This is a genomic window from Klebsiella sp. LY (genome assembly GCF_004010915.1).
Taxonomy (GTDB): domain Bacteria; phylum Pseudomonadota; class Gammaproteobacteria; order Enterobacterales; family Enterobacteriaceae; genus Klebsiella; species Klebsiella quasipneumoniae.
The window spans coordinates 1952743-1979559 of record NZ_CP022444.1 but is presented as its reverse complement, the minus strand read 5'-3'; the positions used below and the strand labels follow the sequence as shown (position 1 = coordinate 1979559).

Below are 26817 nucleotides of genomic sequence, written 5' to 3'. Positions count from 1 at the left end.
TATGGGGACATATACTATTGCTCCCCAGCATCTCCGCTTTGCCATTAAGCTTGCATGCGCGGTGGTGCTGGCGCTGTTCGTCGGCTTCCATTTTCAGCTCGAAACGCCGCGCTGGGCGGTGCTGACCGCGGCAATCGTCGCCGCTGGCCCGGCCTTTGCCGCCGGGGGAGAGCCGTACTCCGGCGCGATCCGCTATCGCGGCATGTTGCGTATTGCCGGGACCTTTATCGGCTGTATTGCGGCGCTGGTTATCATCATCCTGATGATCCGCGCCCCTCTGCTGATGATGCTGGTATGCTGCCTGTGGGCCGGGTTTTGTACCTGGGTTTCGTCGCTGGTCAAGGTCGAAAACTCCTATGCCTGGGGACTGGCCGGCTACACCGCGCTGATTATCATTATTACCATCCACACCGATCCGATGCTGGCGCCGCAGTTTGCCGTTGAGCGCTGCAGCGAAATTGTCATCGGGATTGTCAGCGCCATCGTCGCCGATCTGCTTTTCTCCCCGCGTTCGATTAAAAAAGAGATCGACCTTGAGCTGGATAACCTGCTGATTGCCCAGTATAAGCTGATGCAGTTATGCGTTGCGCACGGCGAAAAAGAGGAAGTGGATCAGGCCTGGGGAGCGCTGGTGCGTCGTACCACGGCGCTGGAAGGCATGCGCAGTAACCTGATTATGGAATCCTCTCGCTGGGCTAAGGCGAATCAACGCCTGAAGGCGATCAATACCCTCTCGCTAACGCTTATCACCCAGGCTTGCGAAACCTACCTGATTCAGAACTCGCGACCGGAAATGGTGACGGACGACTACCGCGAGCTGTTTGCTGAGCCGGTTGAGACAGTGCAGGATGTTCACCAGCAGCTGAAGCGTATGCGTCGCTTCCTGACCTGGAAAGGAGAGCATAATACGCCGGTCACCATCTACAGCTGGGTAGGCGCAGCCACCCGTTACCTGCTGCTTAAGCGTGGCGTGGTGGGCAATACCAAAATCAGCCGCATCGAAGACGGTGTATTGCGCGGCGAAACGGTGGTTAAAGTGGAGTCCGCCGAGCGTCACCACGCGATGGTGAACTTCTGGCGCACCTCCGTCTCCTGTATCCTCGGGACGCTGTTCTGGCTGTGGACGGGCTGGACCTCAGGCAGCGGGGCGATGGTAATGATTGCCGTGGTTACCGCGCTGGCGATGCGTCTACCTAACCCGAGAATGGTGGCGATAGACTTCCTCTACGGTACTCTGGCGGCGTTACCGCTGGGTACCCTGTACTTTCTGGTGATCATGCCGGCGACGCAGCAGAGTATGCTGCTGCTCTGTATCAGCCTGGCGGCGATGGCGTTTTTTATCGGTATCGAAGTGCAGAAAAGGCGCCTCGGATCGCTGGGAGCGCTGGCGAGCACCATCAACATTCTGGTGCTGGATAACCCGATGCAGTTCCAGTTCAGCCAGTTCCTCGATAGCGCGCTGGGGCAGATCGTCGGCTGTTTCCTCGCTCTGATGGTTATTCTCATTGTCAGGGATAACTCCCGGGCCAGAACCGGTCGGGTGCTGCTGAACCAGTTTGTCTCCGCGGCGGTCTCTTCGCTGACCACCAACTCGGCGCGTCGCAAAGAGAATCATCTGCCCGCGCTCTATCAGCAGCTGTTTTTGTTGCTCAACAAATTTCCCGGCGATGTCGCCCGTTTCCGTCTGGCGTTGACGTTAATCATTGCCCACCAGCGCCTGCGCGATGCGCCCGTGCCGGTGAACGAGGATTTGTCGGCGTTCCATCGCCAGCTGCGACGTACTGCGGATCATGTGATCTCCGCCGGGAGCGATGATAAGCGTCGGCGCTACTTTACCCGGCTGCTGGCGGAGCTTGATGTTTATCAGGAGAAGCTGCGGGTCTGGGAGGCTTCGCCGCAGGTGACCGAGCCGGTACGGCGACTGGTTGAGATGTTGCACAAGTACCAGCATGTGCTGACCAGCAGTTAACCCATAAACCGACGCCCAGGCGTCGGTTTTTTTATCGCTATACTTAACGGCGACAGGAAGAGAAGCGGGAGGGGCTGTCATGACCACCTATACGTTTGATTTTGACGAAATCGCCGAGCAACAGGATTTCTACCGGGAGTTCTCCCGGACCTTCGACCTGGCTCAGGATAAGGTCAACAACCTTGATTCGCTATGGGACGCGGTGACCGGTGGGCTGCTGCCGCTGCCGCTGGACATTGAGTTCATCCATTTAAATGACAAGCAGCGTCGGCGCTTTGGGGCATTAATTTTATTATTTGATGAAGCAGAGGAAGAGCTGGAGGGGGAGTTACGTTTTAACGCCCGGCAGGCATAAAAAAGCCCCCGGCAGGCGGGGGCAAGTCGTCGAAATAAGACGACGAGGGTTTATTTGTACAGCTCAGCGGTGGCGTGCCAGCTATCGCCGGTACGTGCTTCAATAATACGGTAGCTGCTGGCGCCTTCTTTCTCGGCTTTAGCGGCCAGTTCCTGACGCATGTCCATTGGCGCACTACCTACCTGGGAAACCGAGATGGTGCCCATGGACTGCAGGTTTTGTGCTTGTTCAGCGTTCACTTGTTGAACGGCCGCACTTGCGCCGAAAGAGAGAAGGGAAGCCAGGCCAAGGGATGCGATGATCATTGCGCGTTTCATAATCTTTACTCCAGTCTTTGTTTTACCGCGGCGGGGCGATGAATGAGACCGGGCCGCGGTAGAGAATTTTTGTCGGGTTAATCGTTGACGATCTAAAACTTATTTATACAGCTCAGCAGTAGCATGCCAGTGGTCGCCAGTGCGGGCTTCGATAATGCGGTAAGAAGAAGCTCCTTCTTCCTGCGCTTTTTTGTTCAGCATTTCATGCATATCCATCGGGGATGATGCTACCGCGCCGACGGATACTGTGCCGATGGCCTCGCGGCCCTGGGCCTGCTCGCTGTTGATAACGTCAGCGGCGAAAGCGCCAAACGACATGACGGACAGGATGCTGAGAGCTGCTACAGTGGTTTTGATTTTCATGATGTTCACCTCGTCGAATCTTTTTGTTGAGGGTCTTTGTTTCGTGACCCTCATCACAAAAACAAGTATACACTAATCACCAAAAATATTAATACCATGCTAATTGTTTTGTGTGTTAATAGTTACAATGGATTGCGCTTTTTATAACCGATAAGAATTAGAAATGACAAGTCGTAGACGGAGATAAGTTTTATTTCTAATAAAATCATAAAGGTATACGATTTTGATCTTTTGTGCGTTTTAGGCGTTTGCCTTACGTAAAAGAACGTATAGACAGGCTAAATCACACAAAATGTTAAATTTTTGTTGAGTTGAAAGGGGGGAGAGAAGAGGGAGTAATCCACCCTCTGACGGTTGCCAGAGGGGAATGCTCAGAGTTCCTGTTCGAACAGTACCAGGATAGCGTCGTGCAGATCTTTCACTGTGAAACCACGCGCTGGCGTGGTGAAGATGGTGTCATCCCCGGCGATGCTGCCAAGAATACCTTCCGCCTTGCCCAGCGAGTCGAGAAGACGGGCGATCAGCTGCGCTGCACCGGGGCTGGTATGGATCACCACGACGGCATCGTTATAGTCGATATCCAGCACCAGATTTTTCAGCGGGCTGGAGGTGGTCGGCACGCCAAGCTCGGCAGGCAGGCAATAGACCATTTCCATTTTGGCGTTACGGGTACGAACCGCGCCAAATTTGGTGAGCATGCGGGAAACCTTCGATTGGTTGATATTCTCGAAGCCCTCTTCCTGCAGCGCCTGAACGATCTCTCCCTGCGAGCTGAATTTCTCTTCTTTAAGCAGCGCTTTAAACGCTTTAACCAGTTCTTCTTGTTTTGCCGAACTTCGCATAAGTCACCCAGATTATGGTGGTAAAATCAACATCATTATGCATAACCGTGAATTTTTATGCAAATAATCCGCGAAGGGATAGGTCAATAATGTTATGAAGGGGGCATATTTTAGCAAAAAAACCGTATAAGGAACATGTTCTCATCACAACGCTTAAAGCCATGTAAAAGTAAATGAAATGTTATTGAGTTGGTGTTGTTTTGCGCAACTGGCTGGGTGTATTGTAACCAATAGTCGATCCGGTACTTCGCTTTGCTGGATGGTCAGTCAGGAAGCATAACGTGCGCCGCTGTTCTATTGCTACGCACAATCATGCATTCTTCAGCCATAATCATTGTAATTGTTCATCTTGTGAATTAAGGTCCAGGCGACGGAATAACGAAAGACTAAATTAACCATAATAAGGAGTTTAGGATGAAAGTTGCAGTCCTTGGCGCTGCCGGTGGTATCGGCCAGGCGCTTGCCCTACTACTTAAGACCCAACTGCCTTCAGGTTCAGAGCTCTCGTTGTACGACATCGCTCCGGTTACGCCGGGCGTGGCGGTAGATCTAAGTCATATCCCCACAGATGTAAAAATTAAAGGATTTTCCGGTGAAGATGCTACCCCAGCGCTGGAAGGCGCTGATGTGGTGCTGATCTCCGCGGGCGTAGCGCGTAAGCCCGGCATGGATCGTTCAGACCTGTTTAATGTGAATGCGGGTATCGTTAAGAACCTCGTGCAGCAGATTGCCAAAACCTGCCCGCAGGCCTGCATCGGCATTATCACCAACCCGGTGAATACCACCGTGGCTATCGCCGCCGAAGTGCTGAAAAAAGCTGGCGTGTACGATAAAAACAAACTGTTCGGCGTGACTACGCTGGACATCATCCGCTCCAATACCTTTGTGGCGGAGCTGAAAGGTAAATCGGCAACCGAGGTGGAAGTCCCGGTTATTGGCGGTCACTCCGGGGTCACCATTCTGCCTTTACTGTCGCAGATCCCGGGCGTCAGCTTTAGCGATCAGGAAGTGGCCGATCTGACTAAACGCATTCAAAACGCCGGTACCGAGGTCGTGGAAGCGAAAGCGGGCGGCGGGTCGGCGACTTTGTCGATGGGTCAGGCGGCTGCGCGCTTTGGTCTCTCTCTGGTTCGCGCCATGCAGGGAGAAAAAGGTGTAGTGGAGTGTGCCTACGTGGAAGGCGACGGCGAGTATGCGCGTTTCTTCTCCCAGCCGCTGCTGCTGGGGAAAAACGGCGTGGAAGAGCGTCAATCTATCGGCAAACTCAGCGCCTTTGAGCAACAGGCGCTGGAAGGCATGCTGGACACCCTGAAGAAAGATATCGCGCTCGGTGAAGACTTCGTTAACAAGTAACCTCGCACGTGCCAAAAAGCCGGAACCGTTGTTCCGGCTTTTTATTGCCTTGCATTCATGGTGACCGGGTTTCTGGTCAGATTCCCGGCCGATCCGGTATCTAGCGAATAACGTAGCCCCCAGCCGGAGAGCCACTTAGTTGGTGGCCGGGTATTCCTGGACGGCGATATGGAGCGTGATTTTCTTATCATCTCGCATGATGACCACTGGAATTTCCGATCCCGGACGGATCTCGGCCACCTGATCCATCGTTTCCAGTGCAGAGACGGCAGGTTTGTCATTCACGGAGATGATCACGTCGTTGGCGCGGATCCCGGCTTGTGCTGCGGGGCCATCAGGCGCCACATCGTTAACCACGATCCCCTGGATCTGATCGATCCCGCCGCCCTGCGCGTGCAGCGGGGCGATCTCCCGGCCGCTAATGCCGATATAGCCGCGGATCACCCGGCCATCCCGGATCAGCTTATCCATAATTTTGGTCGCTAACTGGAACGGGATCGCAAAGCCAATGCCTTCCGGCGTTTCGCCGTCGTTGCTCTTATCAAAGGAGAGGGTGTTAATGCCCATCAGCTCGCCGAGGGAGTTCACCAGCGCCCCGCCGGAGTTACCGTGGTTGATCGACGCGTCAGTCTGCAGGAAATTCTGGCGCCCGGTGGGGTTGAGGCCAATGCGCCCTGTGGCGCTGATGATCCCCTGGGTGATGGTCTGTCCCAGGTTATAGGGGTTGCCAATCGCCAGCACCACATCGCCAATATGCGGGGTGCGTTTCGGGTTGATCGGGATCACCGGCAGCCCGCCGGTGGCGTTGATCTTCAGCACCGCGAGGTCGGTCAGGGAATCGGAGCCTACCAGCAGCGCTTCGAAGACCCGGCCGTCCTGCAGCGCGACGATAATCTGGTCGGCATCGTTAATCACATGCTTGTTGGTCAGGATATAGCCGCGCTGGTCCATGATCACCCCGGAGCCTAGCGTCAGCTGATTATGGCTGGTGCTGTTCAGGGCGCGGTTATAGACGTTCACTACGGCGGGCGCCGCGCGGCGTACGGCGGCGTTATAGCTCGCAGGGGAGTCGTCTGCCGTATCGTTCTGAGTGGTCGGCGCCAGCTGCCACTGGCGCAGCGAAGGCATCAAGGCCAACAGCAGGCCCCCGACAAGCAAACCGATGAGTACTGAACGTAATAACTTTCCAGGCATGATGCAGATATCGTTAATGAATGGTCAGGCGCAGCATAGCATGAGTTGTCCGGACATCGCACATGGCGGCGATGTCCGGGGAGACAATCAGCGCAGCAGCAGATAGATGCTTTCGTTGCCGCGGATCACGTTCAGGGCGATGACCGGCGGTTTGCCTTCGAGCACTTTGCGTAGTTCGGCAATCGAATGAATACGCTCCCGGTTAAGGCCAATGATAATGTCATCCTTATGCAGGCCGACCTGGGCGGCGGCGCTGCCTTTATCGACATTATCGATCACCACCCCTTTGGTACCATCTTTCATCTGACCGTCGCTGAACGAGGCCCCCTGCAGAGCCGGGATAATCAGCTCAGCGCTGGCGGTGGAGGAGGTGCTCTTATCCAGCGTCACTTCGACATCGACCGGTTTTCCATCGCGCAGCAGGCCCAGTTTGACTTTGGTCCCCGGCTCGGTAGTGGCAATGCGCGAGCGCAGCTCGGCAAAACTGTTCAGCGGTTTGCCGTTCAGGCTAACGATGACGTCGCCGGATTTGATCCCCGCTTTGGCGGAGCCGGAGTTTGGCAGCACTTCACTGACGAAGGCGCCGCGCTGAACGTTGAGGTTCATCGCCTTGGCGATATCGGCGCTCATTTCCATGCCTTTAATGCCCAGCAGGCCGCGCTTGATTTCGCCAAACTGAATGAGCTGGTCGGCGAGGGTTTTCGCCATGTTGCTCGGGATGGCGAAGCCGATGCCGATGCTGCCGCCGCCCGGCGCCAGGATCGCGGTGTTGATCCCGATAAGCTCGCCGTTGAGGTTCAACAGCGCGCCGCCGGAGTTGCCGCGGTTGATGGAGGCATCGGTCTGGATGAAATTCTCCAGCCCTTCAAGGTTCAGGCCGCTGCGGCCAAGGGCAGAGATAATGCCGGAGGTGGCGGTCTGGCCAAGGCCGAACGGGTTGCCGACGGCGACGGCGAAGTCGCCGACGCGCAGTTTATCGGAGTCAGCAATGGCGATTTGCGTCAGGTTTGACGGCTTAATCAGCTGCAGTAGCGCAATATCGCTCTGTTCATCGCTGCCGACCAGTTTGGCATCAAATTCACGGCCATCGTTCAGCTGGACGCTGATCTTCTGCGCCTGATTGATGACGTGATTATTGGTCAGCACGTAGCCTTTCGCTGCGTCGATGATGACGCCGGACCCGAGCCCTTCGAACGGCTGCGCCTGTTCTTGCGGGGCGTTATCGCCAAAATATTTCTTCAGCTCTTCCGGCATATTGAGCGTCGGCGAGGCAGTGCCTTCCACCTGCACGCTGACTACCGCCGGCAGGACCTTTTCCAGCATCGGCGCCAGGCTTGGTAACGCGCCCTGGCCGGGCACCTGAGTCGGTAAGGATGCTGCTGCCGGAGGCAGAACCGACAACGATAACCCAATGCTTAACGCTAACGCACTCAACAGCAAAGTCTGTTTCTTCATTAGATGCTGGCTCTCGTAACCTGAGGTGTATGGAAAAATGTCCTGAATAACCTGATGTTATTGAATTTTTGCGCAGGTAACAATGTGGGGACTGGTTTAAATTGTAGCCGGGAAGTGGGGGAAGGAGCGGGCGCGATGGGCGCGCCCGGAGAATATTTTAGCAGAGGCGATCGATTAATCGCGTTTTGCGCCACCGCGCAGTAAACCGGATGCGCCTTCGGAGTAGTCGCGTGGCATCTGGACCGGCGCCTGATCGTTGCTGGCTTCAGACTCTGCCAGGCGGTTGCGGAACGGGTTGGCGTCTGCCATGGAATCCGGCAGCAGGTTGTTAGAGCTTTTCGCCATATGCTGATACAGCTGACGGTAGTCGTGCGCCATGTTATCCAGCAGCTCGGCGCTGCGCGCAAAATGGCTGACCAGCTCTTCACGGTACTCTTCAAGCTCGGCTTTATTCTTTTCCAGTTCGAACTGCAGCGCCTGCTGCTGGCGCAGTTTGCGGTTGCCGAAACGCATGGCGACGGCACCAATGATGATACCGACGACTAACCCAATTAGCGCGTATTCCCAGGTCATGAACATCTCCCGTTGTATTGTGGTTCCGTAGGGTGGCTCTTAGGCTCTCCGCCTGCGCCCGATAGTGCCACTATAACCGCTAATTCCACAGAAGTGGAATCCTGGCGTATCATCGCGTAGTGTAGAACGGCCTTTTTTTCGTCAATCGTGAGCTTCGACATCACGGTTTTCAAGGAATAACAATTAGATCATGCAAAGCCTGTCTCCAACATCGCGTTACCTTTCAGCCCTGAAAGAGGGCAGCCATCAACCCGACGGCGTCCAACAAGAAGCGGTGAGCCGCCTTGATACCATTTACCAGGAGCTGCAGACTCAGCCCGCGCCCGTCGCGTCAGGCGGCGGTTTGCGCGCGAAATTCGGCAAACTGCTGGGTAAGCGCGAACCAGCAGCCGAGGCGACGCCTGTCCGCGGCCTGTATATGTGGGGCGGCGTGGGGCGAGGGAAAACCTGGCTGATGGACCTGTTTTACCAGAGCCTGCCGGGCGAGCGTAAGCAGCGCCTGCATTTCCATCGCTTTATGCTGCGGGTGCACGAAGAGCTGACCACCCTGCAGGGCCATAGCGACCCGCTGGAGATTGTCGCCGACCGCTTTAAAGCGGAAACCGACGTGCTCTGTTTCGACGAGTTTTTTGTCTCCGATATTACTGACGCCATGCTGTTGGGCGGTCTGATGAAAGCCCTGTTCGCCCGCGGCATCACGCTGGTGGCGACTTCCAATATTCCGCCGGATGAGCTCTATCGCAATGGCCTGCAGCGCGCCCGTTTTCTGCCCGCTATCGACGCCATCAAGCAGCATTGCGATATTATGAACGTTGATGCCGGCATCGATTATCGCTTGCGTACCCTGACCCAAGCGCACCTGTGGCTGTCGCCGCTGAATAACGACACCCGCGAACAGATGGATAAACTGTGGCTGGCGCTGGCCGGCGCGCCGCGCGCTGCCGGGCCGACGCTGGAGATCAACCATCGCGAGCTGCCGACCCTCGGCGTGGAAAACCAGACGCTGGCGGCGTCGTTCGCCACGCTGTGCGTGGATGCCCGCAGCCAGCATGACTATATTGCGCTCTCCCGCCTGTTCCACACCGTGATGCTGTTCGACGTGCCGGTGATGACCGCGCAGCTGGAGAGCGAAGCCCGGCGCTTTATCGCCCTGGTGGATGAGTTCTATGAGCGCCACGTGAAGCTGGTGGTCAGCGCGGCGGTGCCGCTGTACGACATTTATCAGGGAGAGCGGCTGAAGTTTGAGTTCCAGCGCTGTCTGTCGCGCCTGCAGGAGATGCAGAGCGAAGAGTACCTCAAGCGCCCGCATATGCCCTGACAGGACACTTTTCCCGGCGAATTCAGGGCCGCAGGGCCGCCCCGGGAGCTGCCTGAAAAATCTCATAAAGGGGTCGATCTTTGACCCCGACTTCTCTATAATCTTGCGACCCCACGTTACGAGAAGGTTTTTTTCCCGAAACTTTCTATGTGCCGGCATAGGCTATTCGAAGGGGTAGGTTTGCTGGACAATGTCGTGTGAACCTCAACTGACTAAACGTTTGGGTGTTCACCAACGTGTAACTTATTATTTGGGTAAGCTTTTAATGAAAACTTTTACAGCTAAACCAGAAACCGTAAAACGCGACTGGTATGTTGTTGACGCGACCGGTAAAACTCTGGGCCGTCTGGCTACTGAACTGGCTCGTCGCCTGCGCGGTAAGCACAAAGCGGAATACACTCCGCACGTTGATACCGGTGACTACATCATCGTTCTGAACGCAGAAAAAGTTGCTGTTACCGGCAACAAGCGCGAAGACAAAATGTACTACCACCACACCGGCCACATCGGTGGTATCAAAGAAGCGACCTTTGAAGAGATGATTGCCCGCCGTCCTGAGCGTGTGATTGAAATCGCGGTTAAAGGCATGCTGCCAAAAGGCCCGCTGGGTCGTGCTATGTACCGTAAACTGAAAGTTTACGCGGGTAACGAGCACAACCACGCGGCACAGCAACCGCAAGTTCTTGACATCTAATCGGGATTATAGGCAATGGCTGAAAATCAATACTACGGCACTGGTCGCCGCAAAAGTTCCGCAGCTCGCGTTTTCATCAAACCGGGCAACGGCAAAATCGTTATCAACCAGCGTTCTCTGGAACAGTACTTCGGTCGTGAAACTGCCCGCATGGTAGTTCGTCAGCCGCTGGAACTGGTCGACATGGTTGAGAAACTGGATCTGTACATCACTGTTAAAGGTGGTGGTATCTCTGGTCAGGCTGGTGCGATCCGTCACGGTATCACCCGCGCTCTGATGGAGTACGACGAGTCCCTGCGTTCTGAACTGCGTAAAGCTGGCTTCGTCACTCGTGACGCTCGTCAGGTTGAACGTAAGAAAGTCGGTCTGCGTAAAGCACGTCGTCGTCCGCAGTTCTCCAAACGTTAATTGTTTTCTGCTCACGCAGAACAATTTGCGAAAAAACCCGCTTCGGCGGGTTTTTTTATGGATAAAACGGCTGTTATCCACAAGCTTACCGCCGGTTCTTGCTACTTTTTCAGCATTTCCAGAATCCCCTCACCACAACGTCTTCAAAATCTGGTAAACTATCATCCAATTTTCTGCCCAAATGCTGGTGATTGTTCATTTTTTGTTTTATTCGTGAACGAAGGTGACATCGCGCTAATGGGGTTTTTACATCTGGCTGGCCATGAGTGGCTGGCAGCAGTACAAAATTCTGAATATACCTGGAGGTTTTCATGGCTGTCGCTGCCAACAAACGTTCGGTAATGACGCTGTTTTCTGGTCCTACTGACATCTATAGCCATCAGGTCCGCATTGTGCTGGCCGAGAAGGGTGTCAGTTTTGAGATAGAGCACGTGGAGAAGGACAACCCGCCTCAGGATCTGATTGACCTCAACCCGAATCAAAGCGTACCGACGCTGGTGGATCGTGAGCTCACTCTGTGGGAATCCCGCATCATTATGGAATACCTGGATGAGCGTTTCCCGCACCCGCCGTTAATGCCGGTTTATCCGGTGGCGCGTGGCGAAAGCCGTCTGTATATGCAACGTATCGAGAAGGACTGGTATTCGCTGATGAACACCATCCAGAGCGGTACCGCAGCGCAAGCTGATGCTGCGCGTAAGCAGCTGCGTGAAGAACTGCTGGCCATCGCGCCGGTCTTCACCCAGAAACCTTACTTCCTGAGCGATGAGTTCAGCCTGGTGGATTGCTACCTGGCGCCGCTGCTGTGGCGTTTGCCGGTTCTCGGTGTGGAGCTGGTTGGCGCAGGCGCGAAAGAGCTCAAAGGCTATATGACTCGCGTATTTGAGCGTGATTCCTTCCTCGCTTCTTTAACTGAAGCCGAGCGTGAAATGCGCCTCGGTCGGGGCTAAATAATGGATGTATCACAGCTGACGCCGCGTCGCCCGTATCTGCTGCGGGCGTTTTATGACTGGCTGCTGGATAACCAGCTGACGCCGCACCTGGTGGTGGATGTCACACTGCCGGGCGTGCTCGTGCCGATGGAGTACGCGCGCGACGGGCAAATCGTTCTCAATATTGCTCCGCGAGCGGTAGGTAATCTTGAGCTGGCGAACGACGAAGTGCGCTTCAACGCGCGCTTTGGCGGCGTGCCGCGCAACGTGTCTGTCCCGCTGGCTGCGGTACTCGCCATCTATGCCCGTGAGAACGGCGCTGGCACGATGTTTGAACCGGAAGCGGCCTATGACGAAGACGTCAGCAGCCTCAACGATGATGACGTCGCGCCTGAGAGTGAAAGCGAAACGGTGATGTCGGTGATTGATGGCGATAAGCCGGACAATCACGACGACGATCCTGACGACACGCCGCCGCCGCGCGGTGGCCGCCCGGCGCTGCGCGTCGTGAAGTAATCCTTACCAGGCCCTTCGGGGCCTGTTTTATGCTCTCTGCAAAATTCTTGTGTTAAGATGGAACAGCCGTCACATGCTGTCACAAATCACGCAATGGTCCCTATGAGCGCATTTGATCCACAAGCCGAAGATACCCCGTCCTCCATTGGCAACAGCCTTGGCCGCCGTCCTCTGGCGCGCAAAAAACTGTCTGAAATGGTGGAAGAAGAGCTGGAGCAGATGATCCGGCGCCGGGAGTTTGCGGAGGGTGAACAGCTGCCGTCCGAACGTGAGCTGATGACCTTTTTTAACGTTGGACGTCCTTCGGTTCGTGAAGCGCTGGCGGCGCTGAAGCGTAAGGGACTGGTGCAGATCAGCAACGGCGAACGCGCTCGCGTTTCCCGGCCTTCAGCGGACACCATCATTGGCGAGCTTTCCGGCATGGCGAAAGACTTTTTGTCTCACCCTGGCGGTATCGCGCATTTTGAACAGCTGCGTCTGTTTTTTGAGTCCAGTCTGGTTCGCTATGCCGCAGAACACGCCAGCAATGAGCAGTTGGAAAAGCTGACGCAAGCGCTAAAGATCAACAGTCAATCGCTGGATGACAATGCGCTGTTTATCCGCTCTGACGTTGAATTTCACCGCGTGCTTGCGGAAATCCCCGGTAATCCAATCTTTATGGCTATCCATGTGGCCCTGCTGGACTGGCTAATCGCCGCCCGGCCAACGGTGCCCGAGCGCGAACTGCACGAACATAACAGCGTCAGCTATCAACAGCATATCGCTATTGTTGATGCTATTCGTCGTCGCGATCCTGACGAAGCCGATCGCGCCCTCCAGACCCACCTCAATAGCGTATCCGCCACCTGGCACGCCTTAGGTCAGAAAGCCTGATCTCGTAGTTTATCCTCACGATCCTGAGGATCGTTTAGTGAAGTAGATCGCATTATAAGCGTTCTCTATTACTCTGCTGCTTATTTGATCTGGTATAACAGGTATAAAGGTACATAGTTAATCATTAAAAATTCACAAAGAGGTAGATATGGCGGTCAATTTACGTGGGGTTATGGCGGCGTTGCTTACGCCGTTCGATGGGCAGCAAAAACTGGATAAAGAGAGCCTGCGTCGACTGGTGCGATTTAATCTGCGCCAGGGTGTTGATGGACTATATGTTGGAGGATCTACCGGTGAAGCCTTTGTCCAGAGCGGCACAGAGCGTCAGGAAGTGCTGGAGATCGTAGCGGAAGAGGCGAAAGGCAAAATGACTCTTATCGCCCATGTCGGCTGCGTGAGTACCCTCGAAAGCCAGCAACTGGCAAGGGCTGCGGTAGGTTATGGCTACGATGCTGTCTCCGCCGTCACGCCGTTCTATTATCCGTTTAGTTTCGAAGAACACTGCGCGCATTATCAGGCCATTATTGAGTCGGCTGATGGCTTGCCGATGGTGGTGTACAACATCCCGGCGCTAAGCGGCGTGAAGCTGACCCTCGATCAAATCAATACCCTGGTGACGCTGCCTGGCGTCGGTGCGCTAAAGCAGACTTCAGGCGATCTATTCCAGATGGAACAGATCCGACGGGCTCATCCGGATCTGGTGTTGTACAACGGTTACGATGAGATATTTGCCTCAGGCCTGTTGGCAGGAGCTGATGGCGGTATTGGGAGTACTTACAACATCATGGGCTGGCGTTACCAGGGAATGGTCGCGGCGCTGAAAGTGGGTGATGTTGCCAAAGCACAGCAGCTGCAATGTGAGTGCAATAAGGTAATCGACCTGTTGATTAAAACCGGCGTATTCCGTGGTTTGAAAACCGTATTGCACTATATGGATGTGGTCTCTGTGCCGCTGTGCCGTAAGCCGTTTGCACCGGTAGACGAAAAATTCTTGCCGGAGCTGAAAGCGCTGGCGCAGCAGCTAATGCAGGAACACGGCTGATCGGTAGCCGGGTGGCGACAGTGCTTTCCGGCCTGCGGTTGCTCTTTCCTGGCCGGGCAAGCGAAGCCCCCTGGCGCGACAACAAACATCGTCGGGAGAGTAAAATGAGTACACTGCCCCAGAACATCCCGTGGTACCGCCATCTTAGCCGTCCCCAGTGGCGGGCTTTTTCCGCCGCCTGGCTCGGGTATTTGCTTGATGGTTTTGATTTTGTATTAATCGCCCTGGTGCTCACCGAAGTGCAGGGGGATTTTGGCCTGACGACCGTGCAGGCTGCAAGTCTCATCTCAGCGGCTTTCATTTCTCGCTGGTTTGGCGGTCTGATGCTTGGCGCGATGGGCGATCGCTATGGTCGACGCCTGGCGATGGTGACCAGCATTATTCTGTTCTCTCTCGGTACTCTGGCCTGCGGTTTTGCGCCGGGTTACACAACAATGTTTATCGCGCGTCTGGTTATCGGTATGGGAATGGCTGGAGAGTACGGCTCCAGCGCCACTTACGTTATCGAAAGCTGGCCGAGGCATCTACGCAATAAGGCCAGCGGTTTTCTGATTTCCGGGTTTTCCGTTGGCGCAGTTATCGCCGCACAGGTTTATAGCCTGGTGGTACCCGTCTGGGGCTGGCGCGCGCTTTTTTTCATCGGCATTGTTCCCATCGTATTTGCCCTCTGGCTGCGGAAAAATATTCCGGAAGCCGAAGACTGGAAAGAGAATCATGAAGGCAAAGAACCGGTACAGACTATGGTCGATCTGCTTTATCGCGGCAAGCATCGGGTTATTAACATCCTGATGACCATCGTGGCGGCGACTGCCCTATGGTTCTGTTTTGCCGGTGGCTTGCAAAATGCAGGTATCGTTCTGCTGCTGGGCGTAATGTGCGCGGTGATATTTATCAGCTTTATGGTGCAGAGCAGCGGTAAACGCTGGCCTACGGGCGTGATGCTGATGGTGGTGGTACTTTTCGCCTTCCTTTATTCATGGCCAATTCAGGCGCTGCTGCCGACTTATCTGAAAACCGAGCTGGCCTATGACCCGACGACGGTGGCAAAGATTTTGTTTTTCAGCGGGTTTGGCGCGGCGGTTGGCTGCTGTGTGGGCGGATTTCTCGGGGACTGGCTGGGCACCCGCAAGGCCTATGTTTACAGCCTGCTGGCTTCACAGTTGTTGATTATTCCGGTCTTTGCAATTGGCGGCACGAACATCTGGGTTCTTGGCCTGCTTCTGTTTTTCCAGCAGATGTTAGGGCAGGGGATCTCCGGGATCTTGCCAAAACTGATTGGCGGTTATTTCGATACCGATCAGCGAGCGGCTGGACTTGGTTTTACCTACAACGTGGGGGCGCTGGGCGGCGCGATTGCGCCGGTGCTGGGTGCCTTAATTGCCCAGCGTTTGGATTTGGGTACCGCGTTGGGATCGCTCTCTTTTGGTCTGACCTTCGTTGTAATCCTGCTGATTGGGCTGGATATGCCGTCCCGCGTACAGCGCTGGATTCGGCCGGAAGCGATACGAACTCATGATGCGATCGATGGTAAACCTCTAATCGGAGCGGTGCCTTTTGGTGGTAACAAAAGCGGCTTAGTTAAGACCAGATAACAACAGCCCGGCTGCGGTGCCGGGTGTGCATATTTATCAGGGAGCGAGTATGTCTTTGCTTAAAGAATTGGATTTACGCATTAGCGCTAACGGCGGTCTTATTGTTTCCTGTCAACCGGTACCCGGCAGCCCATTGGATAAGCCAGAGATCGTTGCCGCGATGGCGCTGGCGGCGGAGCAGGCCGGGGCGGTTGCGTTGCGCATTGAAGGCGTAGAGAATCTGCGCGCGGTACGCGCGCAGGTAAAGGTGCCGATTATCGGCATTATTAAACGCGATCTGGATGATTCGCCGGTAAGGATCACGCCCTATCTGGAAGATATCGATGCATTGATGCAGGCTGGCGCCGATATTATCGCCGTTGATGGCACAGAGCGAGCGCGCCCTGTTCCAGTGGCAACGCTACTGGCGCGTATCCACCAGCATAAGCTAGTGGCGATGGCCGACTGCTCCTCTCTTGAGGATGGCCTGGCCTGTCAGGCTCTTGGCGCGGAAATCATCGGCACTACGCTGTCGGGCTATACCATGGCGTATACCCCGGATGAACCAGATCTGGAGCTGGTGAAAGCGCTGGCGGAGGCCGGCTGCAGGGTGAATGCGGAAGGGCGCTACAACACACCGGCTCAGGCAGCGGAAGCCATACGCCACGGTGCGTGGGCGGTGACCGTTGGTTCTGCGATTACCCGCCTGGAACATATTTGCCAGTGGTATAACACGGCGTTAAAAGAGACGAAGTCATGACGACGCTGGCGATAGATATTGGCGGTACGAAGCTTGCTGCGGCGCTGGTAACGGATGACCTGCTGCTCTGCGATCGTCGCGAGCTACCCACTCCTGCCAGCAAAACAGCGGATGCTCTGAACACGGCGCTGGAGGCGCTTGTCAGGCCTCTGTGCATGCGGGCAAAGCGCGTCGCGATAGCCTCGACCGGGATTATTCGTGAAGGAAACCTGATTGCAATTAATCCACAGAATCTTGGCGGACTCATGCACTTCCCGCTGGTAAAAACGTTACGCGAAATAACCGGTCTGCCAACGCTGGCGATAAATGATGCTCAGGCGGCAGCCTGGGCGGAATACCAGGCGATGGCTGATAAGGTCAGCGATATGGCGTTTATTACCGTTTCTACCGGGGTTGGCGGCGGCGTGGTGAGCAACGGTACTTTACTTACCGGGGCCGGAGGCCTGGCCGGACACCTGGGGCACTCGTTAGCCGATCCTGACGGACCGCTTTGCGGCTGCGGTCGCGTCGGCTGCGTAGAGGCTATTGCTTCCGGACGGGGAATCGCCGCGGCGGCAACTGACGATCTCTGCGGACTGGATGCGAAATCTATTTTTACTTATGCGGCGCAAGGCCACCCGCAGGCGCGTTTACTCATTCAGCACTCGGCACAAACTTTGGCGCGGATGATTGCCGATCTTAAAGCGTTGACCGATTGCCAGTGCGTGGTCGTTGGCGGCAGTATTGGCCTGGCGGATGGGTACTTACCGTTGGTGAGGGACTATCTGGCGCAAGAACCGGCTATTTACCAGGTTCCATTATGCGCAGCACACTATCGCCATGATGCTGGCCTGCTGGGAGCGGCGCTATGGGGCAAGGAGAGAAGCCATGATAATCGGTGATGTAAACAATCCATTGTTGGCTGGCGTGTCGTCGGGGCTACAAAAGGCGATATCCCTCGCCCTGGATCATGATTTATTGAGTCTTTCTCCCGGAAGCGTTGAACTTCAAGGGGATAATGTCTTTATGAATGTGATGCAGTTTATGACGGAGTTACCGGCAGATAAAAAGGCTGAACTACATACGAAGTTTATCGATATCCAGATATTACTGGCGGGCGAAGAGCAGATTTTTTTCGGTGTAGCCGGCTCCGCAATGCAGTGCGAGGAGATGCACGTTGAGGAGGATTATCAGCTGTGCAACGCGATTGATGGCGAACAGTCGGTCATTCTGAGGCCAGGTATGTTCGCGATCTTTATGCCGGGTGAACCGCATAAGCCAGGATGCGTAATAACCGAGCCCGCAGAGATAAAAAAAGTGGTGATTAAAGTCAGCGCAAATTTGTTAAGCGCATAAATAAGCCCGATGGGATTAACCATCGGGCCTGAGTCCCATACCCGGATAAAACCGCTATCCGGGTATTCGCATTACACTTCCAGGTAGTTCAGGATCCCGTCCGCCGCTTTACGTCCTTCGGCAATCGCGGTGACCACCAGGTCGGAACCGCGCACGATATCGCCACCGGCGAAGATTTTCGGGTTGCTGGTCTGGAAGGCGTTCTCGCTGCCTTCCGGGGCAATGATGCGGCCCTGGGAGTCCAGCTCGACGCTGTGCTTCGCCAGCCACTCCATGCTGTGGGGACGGAAGCCAAACGCCATGACGACGGCGTCTGCCGGCACCACGTGCTCAGAGCCGGGAACGATCTCCGCACGACGGCGGCCTTTTGCATCCGGCTGGCCCATCTCGGTGCGCGCCATCTTCACGCCGCACACTTTGCCGTTGGCATTCACTTCCACACCCAGCGGCTGGACGTTGAACTGGAACTCCACGCCTTCTTCACGCGCGTTTTTCACTTCGCGTTTTGAACCCGGCATGTTCTCTTCGTCACGACGATAGGCGCAGATCACGTGAGCCGCATTCTGACGGACGGAGGTGCGTACGCAGTCCATCGCGGTGTCGCCACCGCCGAGAACCACCACGCGTTTGCCTTCCATGCTGACGTAGGGCTCATCGGCGGTTTCGCCAAAGCCCATGATCTGCTTGGTATTGGCGATCAGGAACGGCAGCGCGTCGTAGACGCCCTGGGCGTCTTCGTTGTCCAGCCCGCCGCGCATTGACTGATAGGTGCCAACGCCGAGGAACACCGCATCGTACACTTTCAGCAGGTCGTCAAGCTGCACGTCACGGCCCACTTCGGTATTGAGTTTGAACTCAATGCCCATGCCGGTGAAGATCTCCCGGCGGCGGGTCATCACCTCTTTTTCCAGCTTGAACGCCGGGATACCGAAGGTCAGCAGGCCGCCGATTTCCGGATGGCGGTCAAACACCACCGCCTTGACGCCGTTACGGGTCAGGACGTCGGCACAGGCGAGGCCCGCCGGGCCAGCGCCGATGATAGCGACGGTTTTACCGGTCGGTTTCACGCCGGAGAGATCCGGACGCCAGCCCATCTCGAATGCTTTATCGTTGATATAGCGTTCGATGTTGCCGATGGTCACCGCGCCGAACTCATCGTTCAGCGTACAGGAGCCTTCACACAGGCGGTCCTGCGGGCAAACGCGCCCGCAGACTTCCGGCAGGGTGTTGGTCTGGTGCGACAGCTCAGCCGCCTCAAAAATACGTCCCTCGTTGGCCAGCTTCAGCCAGTTCGGGATGTAGTTATGCACCGGGCACTTCCATTCGCAGTACGGGTTGCCGCAGGACAGGCAGCGATCTGCCTGCGCCTTGGCCTGGCCTTCTGAAAACGGCTCGTAAATTTCCACAAATTCAATTTTACGGATCTTCAGCGGTTTCTTTGGCGGATCAACGCGCTGCAGGTCGATAAATTGATAAACGTTCTGACTCATCTTAACCCCTTACTGCGCCTGCACCCGCAGCTCAGCTGCGGAACGACTACGGTGACCCAACAGTGCTTTAACATCGCTGGACTTCGGTTTAACCAGCGCAAACTTCGCGGAGAAGGCCGGCCAGTTGGCAAGGATCTCTTCGCCGCGTTGCGAACCGGTAAGCTGTACGTGCTCGGTGATTAAACCGCGCAGGTGCTCTTCATGGATGGCCAGAGAGTCAACGTCCAGCACTTCCACCAGCTCCGGATTCACGCGCTTGCGGAAGTCGCCATCTTCATCCAGGACATAGGCAAAGCCGCCGGTCATCCCTGCGCCAAAGTTGACGCCGGTTTTACCGAGCACGCAGACGATGCCGCCGGTCATATATTCACAGCCGTTGTCGCCGATGCCTTCCACCACGGTAATGGCGCCGGAGTTACGCACCGCGAAACGCTCACCTGCGCGGCCTGCGGCGTACAGACGACCACCGGTCGCGCCGTACAGGCAGGTGTTGCCGATAATGCTGGCTTCGTGACTGCGGAAAGCGGAGCCCACCGGAGGACGAATGGCCAGCAGACCGCCCGCCATGCCTTTGCCGACATAGTCGTTGGCGTCGCCCGTCAGATGCAGTTCCACGCCGCCGGCGTTCCACACGCCGAAGCTCTGGCCCGCGGTGCCGCTAAAGTGAGCGACGATCGGGTCGCCCGCCAGTCCCTGGTCGCCATGGGTCTGGGCGATATACCCGGACAGCGAGGCCCCCACGGAGCGGTCGGTGTTGCGGATATCGAACCAGAACGTTTTGCTCTGCTTTTCATCAACGTACGGTTTCGCCTGCTGCAGCAGCTGGGCGTTGAGCACGCCGTTATCGAACGGCGGGTTATTTTCGGTGCAGTACAGCGCTTTGCCAGGATGCGGCTCTGCGGTCTCCAGCAGTTTACCCAGATCCAGTTTCTGCTGCTTGGCGGTGAACCCATCCAGCTCTTTGAGCAGATCGGTGCGGCCAATCAGATCCACCAGTCGCTTGACGCCCAGCTGGGCCATCAGCTCGCGGGTTTCACGGGCGATAAATTCAAAGTAGTTGGTCACTTTGAACGGCAGACCGTGATAGTGGTTCTTACGCAGTTTGTCATCCTGGGTCGCCACGCCGGTCGCGCAGTTGTTCAGGTGACAAATACGCAGGTATTTACAGCCCAGCGCCACCATCGGGCCGGTGCCGAAGCCGAAGCTTTCCGCGCCAAGGATCGCCGCTTTGATGATATCGAGGCCGGTTTTCAGGCCGCCATCCACCTGCAGACGGATCTTGTGACGCAGACCGTTAGCGACCAGCGCCTGCTGGGTTTCCACCAGACCAAGCTCCCACGGACAGCCGGCATATTTCACTGAAGTGAGCGGGCTTGCCCCGGTGCCGCCGTCGTAGCCGGCGATGGTGATCAGATCGGCATAAGCCTTGGCTACGCCGGTGGCGATGGTGCCCACGCCCGGTTCCGAAACCAGCTTGACCGAGATCATCGCTTTCGGGTTAACCTGCTTGAGGTCGAAAATCAGCTGCGCCAGATCCTCGATAGAGTAGATATCGTGGTGCGGCGGCGGGGAGATCAGCGTCACGCCCGGTACCGAATAGCGTAGTTTAGCGATGTACGGGGTGACTTTATCACCCGGCAGCTGACCGCCTTCACCCGGCTTCGCGCCCTGGGCGACTTTGATCTGGATAACGTCGGCATTGACCAGATAGGCTGGGGTGACGCCGAAGCGGCCGGATGCCACCTGCTTGATGCGCGACACTTTGTTGGTGCCGTAGCGCGCCGGGTCTTCACCGCCTTCACCGGAGTTGGAGAAGCCGCCGATGCTGTTCATCGCTTCCGCCAGCGATTCGTGCGCTTCCGGACTCAGGGCGCCGATCGACATCGCTGCGGTATCGAAGCGTTTAAACAGCTCCTTCGCCGGCTCCACGTCGTCGATGCTGATGGCATCTTCGCCCGGGTTGAGCGCCAGCAGATCGCGCAGCGTGGCCGCCGGGCGTTCGTTAACCAGCTTCGCGTATTGTTGATAATCGCTGTACTCACCGCTCTGCACAGCCTGCTGCAGGGTGCGCACCACGTCCGGGTTGTAGGCGTGATATTCGCCGCCGTGAACGTACTTCAGCAGACCGCCCTGAGCCAGCGGCTTGCGCGCCAGCCAGGCGCGTTTCGACAGATTCAGCAGATCCTGCTGGAAATCGTCGAAGCCGGCGCCGCCGATGCGGCTGACCACGCCCTGGAAGCAGAGATCGGAGACATCGCGATGCAGACCGACCGCTTCGAACAGCTTCGAGCAGCGGTAGGAGGCGATGGTCGAGATCCCCATCTTGGACATGATCTTATACAGACCTTTGTTGATACCGTTGCGATAGTTCAGCATCACCGCACGGTACGGTTTATCGATGGCTTTGCTGTCGACCAGCTTCGCCAGCGTTTCATAGGCGAGGTACGGATAGATAGCTGTCGCGCCGAAGCCAAGCAGCACGGCGAAGTGGTGCGGATCGCGGGCGCTGGCGGTTTCAACGATGATGTTGGCATCGCAGCGCAGACTTTTATCGACCAGACGGGTCTGGATCGCGCCAACGGCCATCGGCGCCGGCACCGGCAGGCGGTCTTTGGCGATGTTACGGTCGGAGAGGACCAGCAGCACGGTACCATCGCGTACCATCTGCTCCGCTTTGTCGCACAGGGCCTTCACCGTCTCGCTGAGGGAAGCCTCTGCCGGGTTGAAGGTGATGTCGAGGACGTCGGCACGATAGTGCTCTTCTTCCATCGTCGTCAGCTGTTTGAAATCGGAATACAGCAGGATCGGCGATTTGAAGCTCAGACGATGCGCCTGGCCTTCCGCTTCGCAGAAGACGTTCATTTCGCGACCGATGCTGGTGGCCAGCGACATGACGTGCGCTTCACGCAGCGGATCGATAGGTGGGTTCGTCACCTGGGCGAACTGCTGACGGAAGTAATCGTAGATAATGCGCGGCTGGCTGGAAAGGACGGCAAACGGCGTGTCATCGCCCATAGAGCCGACCGCCTCCTGGCCATTTTCGCCGAGCACGCGCAGAACCGAGTCCAGCTCTTCCGCGCTGTAGTTAAACTGTTTCTGGTAGCTGGCCAGCAGATCGTCGTCCAGCTGGCGGCTGCCAACCTCTTCGTCCGGCAGATCTTCAAACGGCACCAGGCGACGAACGTTTTTCTCCATCCACTCTTTATACGGATGGCGGCTCTTCAGATCGTCATCGGTTTCCGCCGAGTGCAGAATGCGTCCGGCACGGGTATCGATAACCATCAGCTCGCCCGGGCCCACGCGGCCTTTTTCAACCACTTCGTCCGGCTGGTAGTCCCAGATGCCGACTTCAGAGGCGCAGGTGATGAGCTTATCTTTGGTAATGACGTAGCGCGCCGGGCGCAGGCCATTACGGTCGAGGTTACAGGCCGCGTAGCGACCGTCGGACATGACGATGCCCGCCGGGCCGTCCCATGGCTCCATATGCATGGAGTTAAAGTCGAAGAATGAACGCAGCTCCGGATCCATATCCGGGTTGTTCTGCCAGGCTGGCGGCACCAGCAGACGCATGGCGCGCACGATGTCCATCCCGCCGGCCAGCAGCAGCTCCAGCATGTTGTCCATTGAACTGGAGTCGGAGCCGGTTTCGTTAACGAACGGCGCGGCGTCGTGCAGGTCCGGGATCAGCGGGGTCTGGAACTTATAGGTACGGGCGCGAGCCCACTGGCGGTTGCCGGTGATGGTGTTGATTTCACCGTTGTGCGCCAGGTAGCGGAACGGCTGTGCCAGCGGCCAGCGTGGTACGGTGTTGGTGGAGAAGCGCTGGTGGAACAGGCAGATAGCCGACTCCAGGCGCAGGTCCGCGAGGTCCAGGTAGAAGCGCGGCAAATCCGCCGGCATACACAGACCTTTATAGATGTTGACCAGGTTGGACAAGCTACAAACGTAGAAATCTTTGTCTTCCTGCAGGCGTTTTTCAATGCGACGACGCGCAATAAACAGACGGCGCTCCATATCGCGCGGGCGCCAGCCGGCCGGGGCGTTAACAAAGATTTGCTCAATACGGGGCAGCGAGGAGAGGGCGATTTCACCGAGCACGCCTTCGTTGGTCGGCACATCGCGCCAGCCGACGATCGACAGGGTCTCAAGCTGAAGTTCTTCTTCAACGATGCGGCGCGCCGCTTTCGCCAGTTCAGGATCTTTATTCAGGAACAGCATCCCAACGGCGTAGTTTTTGGCTAAACGCCAGCCGCGCTCTTCGGCAACGATGCGGAAGAAACGATCGGGTTTTTGCAGCAGCAGACCGCAACCGTCGCCGGTTTTACCATCGGCAAGGATTGCGCCACGGTGCTGCATGCGGGCCAGTGCGTGTATCGCGGTTCGCACTACCTTGTGGCTAGGTTCGCCTTCTATGTGGGCGATCAGGCCGAAACCACAGTTATCCCTCTCAAGGGATTTGTCGTACAACATATCAGTGAACCTCCCCAGGCTCTACGGACCCCCTCCGATACCGATTGCGCACAGGCACAGAAAGAGCATGGCGACGGGGTTTGCACCTCGCATTCGCCCTCTTTAAATCCTTTTCGCATCGGTACACAAGTTTGAGGACTTGCTGTTAAGAGGGAATCTCAATTACTGCATAAATATGATGAGCAGAGTGCTCATCCAGAAAGCTTCCAGCGGATTCCCAACTTATCGGGAATCCACACTTACGTCAAATGGCAATCTTATTAATACAAAAATGTGCTATGCAGGTATTAACTTGTTGTTTTTAAAATAAATAATGCCATTTTTTATGCTTTGGATACGCCTGCAGAGGGTAAGGCTAGTGTGATCTGTCTCACTGTGCGCGCGGCTTTGCATTACCGATCTACGCTGAAATACATTTCATTATTAGCACATTTGACTGCTGTAAATGTGTGTGATGGACATTAATACTGTTTTTTACCATAAAGCAGATTAGGGCCGCGCGATGATGAAATATAAGGAAAACTCATTACCCTGCGTGTGAATGAAATTGCAGTAATCATGATTGTTTATGCAATGGGATGATTCGCCGCGCTGACGATTGATCCAGGTCATCGCCGTCGGTGACGAAAAGTGGCAGGCTTGGCCCCCTTTGTTGAGGCCGGTCTATCAGATTATGCAGTTACAGAAATTAGTCAATATGTTTGGTGGGGATCTTCTGCGCCGCTATGGCGAAAAGGTCCATAAGCTAACGCTGCACGGCGGTTTTAGCTGCCCGAACCGCGACGGCACGCTGGGCCGTGGCGGTTGCACATTCTGTAACGTGGCCTCGTTTGCGGATGAAGCGCAGCAGCATCGATCCATCGCCGAACAGCTCGCCCATCAGGCGCAGCTTGTTAACCGGGCAAAGCGTTATCTGGCCTACTTTCAGGCCTATACCAGCACCTTTGCTGAAGTGCAGGTGCTCCGCTCGATGTATCGTCAGGCCGTCAGCGAGGCGAATATCGTTGGCCTCTGCGTTGGCACCCGCCCGGACTGCGTGCCGGAGGCGGTTCTCGACCTGCTCAGTGAATACCACCAGCAGGGGTATGAGGTTTGGCTGGAGCTGGGGCTGCAGACCGCCCATGATAAGACCCTGCATCGCATTAACCGCGGGCATGATTTCGCCTGTTACCAGCGCACCGCGCGTCTGGCGCGTGAGCGCGGACTGAAGGTATGCGCGCATCTGATCGTCGGCCTGCCCGGGGAGAGCCAGGAGCATGGCCTCGAGACGGTGGAGCGGGTCGTGACCACCGGCGTGGATGGCATAAAGCTGCATCCGCTGCATATTGTGAAAGGCAGCATTATGGCAAAAGCATGGCAGGCCGGTCGTCTCGATGGCATCGAACTGGAGGCGTATACCGTCACCGCCGGGGAGATGATCCGCCATACCCCGCCGGAGGTGATCTACCATCGCATATCGGCCAGCGCCCGTCGGCCGACGCTGCTCGCGCCGCTGTGGTGCGAAAATCGCTGGACCGGAATGGTTGAACTGGATCGCTATCTGAATGAGCAGGGCGCTCAGGGTTCGGCGCTGGGCCGCAGCTGGGTCGCGCCCCAGTCGGCGAAATAGTCTAAGAGGATGCCCGGCGTGATGGCTGCGCCGGGCATGGCTTTCCTGTCAACTAAGCCTGACTGGCTTTCATCGTCACACGCGGCGTTTTGATCACGAACAGCACCAGCAGGGCGCCGAGCGCGGCGATAGTGCCGGCGAGGACAAAGGCGCTGTCGAATTTACCGGTAGACTGTACGATATAGCCGGTGACAATCGGTCCCACGATGCCGGAGACGCTGCCGATAAGGTGGATAAAGCCGCTGGTGCCGCCAACGCGGGATTTATGCACCACGTCCTGGATAATCGCCCAGTAGATCGCTCCGGTGACATAGAGGAAAAAGATGGAGACCGACATCAGCAGAACGGCAGGAACGACGCTGCTGACGGTACCGGCAAGCCCCACACAGATGGCGGCCATCAGCAGACATACCACCAGCACAATTTTGCGTGACAGCAGCAGGCGTCCGGTGAGTTTAAAAATTTTATCGGAAATATAGCCCCCCAGCGCCAGACCGACAAAGCCGACTATCCATGGGATCATGGTGGTGAGGCTCATCTGTTTAATATCGAGATGGTGCTGCTGAACCAGATAGGACGGAAACCAGCTGAGAAAGAAAAACAGAATATAGTTGTAGCAAAAGAAGGCAAAGGCCGTCACCAGTATAATAGGTTGTTTGAGATAATAACCCAGCGAGTGGGCGGTTTGATTTTCAGTTGATTCCAGCGCAGACTCCTCTTGCTTCATATTATTAATGAGCATGAGCTCTTCCCGGCTGACATGTTTATGTTTTTCCGGCGAGTTAGCGGCAATAAAAAACCACACTATCATCCACACAATGCCGATGGCGAAAATAATCATAAACGCCGGGCGCCAGCCGAATGCCAGGGCCAGATAACCGACGATGGGGCCGGCAACCGCGCCGCCCAGCGGAGAGCCGGCGCTGAGCAGCCCCACGGCGGTGGCCGCTTGCTTCTTGGGAAACCAGCCGTTGATCATCTTGTTCGCCGACGCGCAAATCGGGCCCTCAGCCATCCCGAAGAGGACTCGCAGCATCAGCATGGAATAAAAGCCGGTGGCAAAGGCAGTTAAGCCGCAAAACAGCGACCACATCCCCACCGCCAGCCCCAGGACCAGCGTTGCGCCAAACTTATCTACGGCCAGACCGCCAATAAAATTAAATACCGCATAGCCGAAGAAAAAACTGCCGAAAATAATACCAAATTGTTCAGCGTTTAGCGCCAGATCCTTTTCAATCATTGGTACCGTAATGGATAACGCCACCCGGTCCAGATAATTAATCATATATACTAAAAATAATAACAGGACGATAATCCAGCGGATATTTTTTCCCATGATGACACCATGATGATTATATTATTGAGCTCTGGCGCGACG

Annotated in this window: 25 protein-coding genes; 16 read left to right on the top strand and 9 right to left on the bottom strand. The window is 56.1% G+C overall.

Annotated features, from left to right (window positions below; translation table 11 throughout):
• Window position 1: 1 nt before the first annotated feature.
• Together aaeB and CE636_RS12550 are read left to right on the top strand one after the other, a co-directional pair.
• Window positions 2-1969: a p-hydroxybenzoic acid efflux pump subunit AaeB gene (aaeB, locus tag CE636_RS12555; RefSeq protein ID WP_004206233.1), complete on the top strand. Its 1968-nt coding sequence runs from the start codon at window positions 2-4 to the stop codon at window positions 1967-1969.
• A gap of 79 nt (window positions 1970-2048) precedes the next feature.
• Window positions 2049-2324, top strand: a complete 276-nt coding sequence (locus tag CE636_RS12550; protein ID WP_004206232.1) for a barstar family protein — start codon at window positions 2049-2051, stop codon at window positions 2322-2324.
• A gap of 50 nt (window positions 2325-2374) precedes the next feature.
• Here the strand turns inward: CE636_RS12550 and yhcN-B are convergent, their stop codons facing one another.
• The 3 genes from yhcN-B to argR form a co-directional block, all read right to left on the bottom strand.
• A complete protein-coding gene (yhcN-B, locus tag CE636_RS12545; RefSeq protein ID WP_002918627.1) occupies window positions 2375-2641 on the bottom strand; it encodes a DUF1471 family stress response protein YhcN-B in 267 nt (88 codons plus the stop codon).
• 99 nt (window positions 2642-2740) lie between these two features.
• The gene (gene yhcN, locus CE636_RS12540; protein WP_017899932.1) at window positions 2741-3004 is read right to left on the bottom strand and encodes a peroxide/acid stress response protein YhcN; all 264 of its coding nucleotides are present in this window, start codon (window positions 3002-3004) and stop codon (window positions 2741-2743) included.
• Between the two features lie 371 nt (window positions 3005-3375).
• A complete protein-coding gene (gene argR, locus CE636_RS12535) occupies window positions 3376-3846 on the bottom strand; it encodes a transcriptional regulator ArgR (RefSeq protein WP_002918625.1) in 471 nt (156 codons plus the stop codon).
• A gap of 414 nt (window positions 3847-4260) precedes the next feature.
• Here argR and mdh point away from each other — a divergent pair, with 414 nt between their 5' ends.
• On the top strand, window positions 4261-5199 hold the full coding sequence (gene mdh / locus CE636_RS12530) for a malate dehydrogenase (RefSeq protein WP_004206230.1): 939 nt from the start codon (window positions 4261-4263) through the stop codon (window positions 5197-5199).
• Between the two features lie 135 nt (window positions 5200-5334).
• Here mdh and degS read toward each other — a convergent pair whose 3' ends face one another.
• From degS to zapG, 3 genes are all read right to left on the bottom strand, one after another.
• The gene (gene degS, locus CE636_RS12525; protein WP_002918568.1) at window positions 5335-6393 is read right to left on the bottom strand and encodes an outer membrane-stress sensor serine endopeptidase DegS; all 1059 of its coding nucleotides are present in this window, start codon (window positions 6391-6393) and stop codon (window positions 5335-5337) included.
• An 87-nt stretch (window positions 6394-6480) separates the two neighbouring features.
• Window positions 6481-7848 (bottom strand): serine endoprotease DegQ, encoded by a 1368-nt coding sequence (gene degQ, locus CE636_RS12520; protein WP_017899931.1) that lies wholly within the window; start codon window positions 7846-7848, stop codon window positions 6481-6483.
• A gap of 174 nt (window positions 7849-8022) precedes the next feature.
• On the bottom strand, window positions 8023-8421 hold the full coding sequence (gene zapG / locus CE636_RS12515; protein WP_004206227.1) for a Z-ring associated protein ZapG: 399 nt from the start codon (window positions 8419-8421) through the stop codon (window positions 8023-8025).
• Window positions 8422-8611: 190 nt separating this feature from the next.
• On the opposite strand from zapG, the gene zapE reads away from it, so the two are divergent.
• The 12 genes from zapE (at window position 8612) to nanQ (ending at window position 17870) form a co-directional block, all read left to right on the top strand.
• Entirely contained in the window at window positions 8612-9739 is a 1128-nt protein-coding gene (gene zapE, locus CE636_RS12510) for a cell division protein ZapE (protein ID WP_017899929.1), read from the top strand.
• Between the two features lie 265 nt (window positions 9740-10004).
• A complete protein-coding gene (gene rplM / locus CE636_RS12505) occupies window positions 10005-10433 on the top strand; it encodes a 50S ribosomal protein L13 (protein ID WP_002918559.1) in 429 nt (142 codons plus the stop codon).
• A 15-nt stretch (window positions 10434-10448) separates the two neighbouring features.
• Window positions 10449-10841 (top strand): 30S ribosomal protein S9, encoded by a 393-nt coding sequence (rpsI, locus tag CE636_RS12500; protein WP_000829818.1) that lies wholly within the window; start codon window positions 10449-10451, stop codon window positions 10839-10841.
• Between the two features lie 57 nt (window positions 10842-10898).
• The gene (locus CE636_RS28740; protein ID WP_136070606.1) at window positions 10899-11183 is read left to right on the top strand and encodes a hypothetical protein; all 285 of its coding nucleotides are present in this window, start codon (window positions 10899-10901) and stop codon (window positions 11181-11183) included.
• Window positions 11153-11791: a stringent starvation protein SspA gene (sspA, locus tag CE636_RS12490; protein ID WP_002918467.1), complete on the top strand. Its 639-nt coding sequence runs from the start codon at window positions 11153-11155 to the stop codon at window positions 11789-11791. The genes CE636_RS28740 and sspA overlap by 31 nt, the downstream gene beginning before the upstream one ends.
• Window positions 11792-11794: 3 nt before the next feature.
• A complete protein-coding gene (gene sspB / locus CE636_RS12485; RefSeq protein WP_002918465.1) occupies window positions 11795-12289 on the top strand; it encodes a ClpXP protease specificity-enhancing factor in 495 nt (164 codons plus the stop codon).
• A gap of 93 nt (window positions 12290-12382) precedes the next feature.
• Window positions 12383-13162 carry a transcriptional regulator NanR gene (gene nanR, locus CE636_RS12480; RefSeq protein ID WP_004206225.1) on the top strand — a complete coding sequence of 260 codons (780 nt, stop codon included), beginning with the start codon at window positions 12383-12385 and terminating at the stop codon, window positions 13160-13162.
• A 148-nt stretch (window positions 13163-13310) separates the two neighbouring features.
• Window positions 13311-14204 carry an N-acetylneuraminate lyase gene (gene nanA, locus CE636_RS12475; protein ID WP_004206223.1) on the top strand — a complete coding sequence of 298 codons (894 nt, stop codon included), beginning with the start codon at window positions 13311-13313 and terminating at the stop codon, window positions 14202-14204.
• Window positions 14205-14308: 104 nt separating this feature from the next.
• Window positions 14309-15796: an MFS transporter gene (locus tag CE636_RS12470; protein ID WP_004206222.1), complete on the top strand. Its 1488-nt coding sequence runs from the start codon at window positions 14309-14311 to the stop codon at window positions 15794-15796.
• Window positions 15797-15845: 49 nt separating this feature from the next.
• A complete protein-coding gene (locus CE636_RS12465; protein ID WP_004206221.1) occupies window positions 15846-16535 on the top strand; it encodes an N-acetylmannosamine-6-phosphate 2-epimerase in 690 nt (229 codons plus the stop codon).
• Window positions 16532-17416, top strand: a complete 885-nt coding sequence (gene nanK, locus CE636_RS12460; RefSeq protein WP_017899928.1) for an N-acetylmannosamine kinase — start codon at window positions 16532-16534, stop codon at window positions 17414-17416. The genes CE636_RS12465 and nanK overlap by 4 nt, the downstream gene beginning before the upstream one ends.
• The gene (gene nanQ, locus CE636_RS12455) at window positions 17403-17870 is read left to right on the top strand and encodes an N-acetylneuraminate anomerase (protein WP_017899927.1); all 468 of its coding nucleotides are present in this window, start codon (window positions 17403-17405) and stop codon (window positions 17868-17870) included. Before nanK ends, nanQ begins: the two co-directional genes overlap by 14 nt.
• 71 nt (window positions 17871-17941) lie before the next feature.
• Here the strand turns inward: nanQ and gltD are convergent, their stop codons facing one another.
• Entirely contained in the window at window positions 17942-19360 is a 1419-nt protein-coding gene (gene gltD / locus CE636_RS12450) for a glutamate synthase subunit GltD (protein ID WP_017899926.1), read from the bottom strand.
• Between the two features lie 9 nt (window positions 19361-19369).
• Window positions 19370-23830: a glutamate synthase large subunit gene (gltB, locus tag CE636_RS12445; RefSeq protein ID WP_017899925.1), complete on the bottom strand. Its 4461-nt coding sequence runs from the start codon at window positions 23828-23830 to the stop codon at window positions 19370-19372.
• Between the two features lie 673 nt (window positions 23831-24503).
• Between gltB and CE636_RS12440 the strand changes: the two genes are divergently transcribed.
• Window positions 24504-25439, top strand: coding sequence for a TIGR01212 family radical SAM protein (locus CE636_RS12440; RefSeq protein WP_004206216.1), 936 nt, complete (start codon window positions 24504-24506; stop codon window positions 25437-25439).
• 52 nt (window positions 25440-25491) lie between these two features.
• On the opposite strand, the gene CE636_RS12435 is transcribed toward CE636_RS12440, so the two are convergent.
• Window positions 25492-26775 (bottom strand): MFS transporter, encoded by a 1284-nt coding sequence (locus CE636_RS12435; protein WP_004206215.1) that lies wholly within the window; start codon window positions 26773-26775, stop codon window positions 25492-25494.
• Between the last annotated feature and the right edge of the window lie 42 nt (window positions 26776-26817).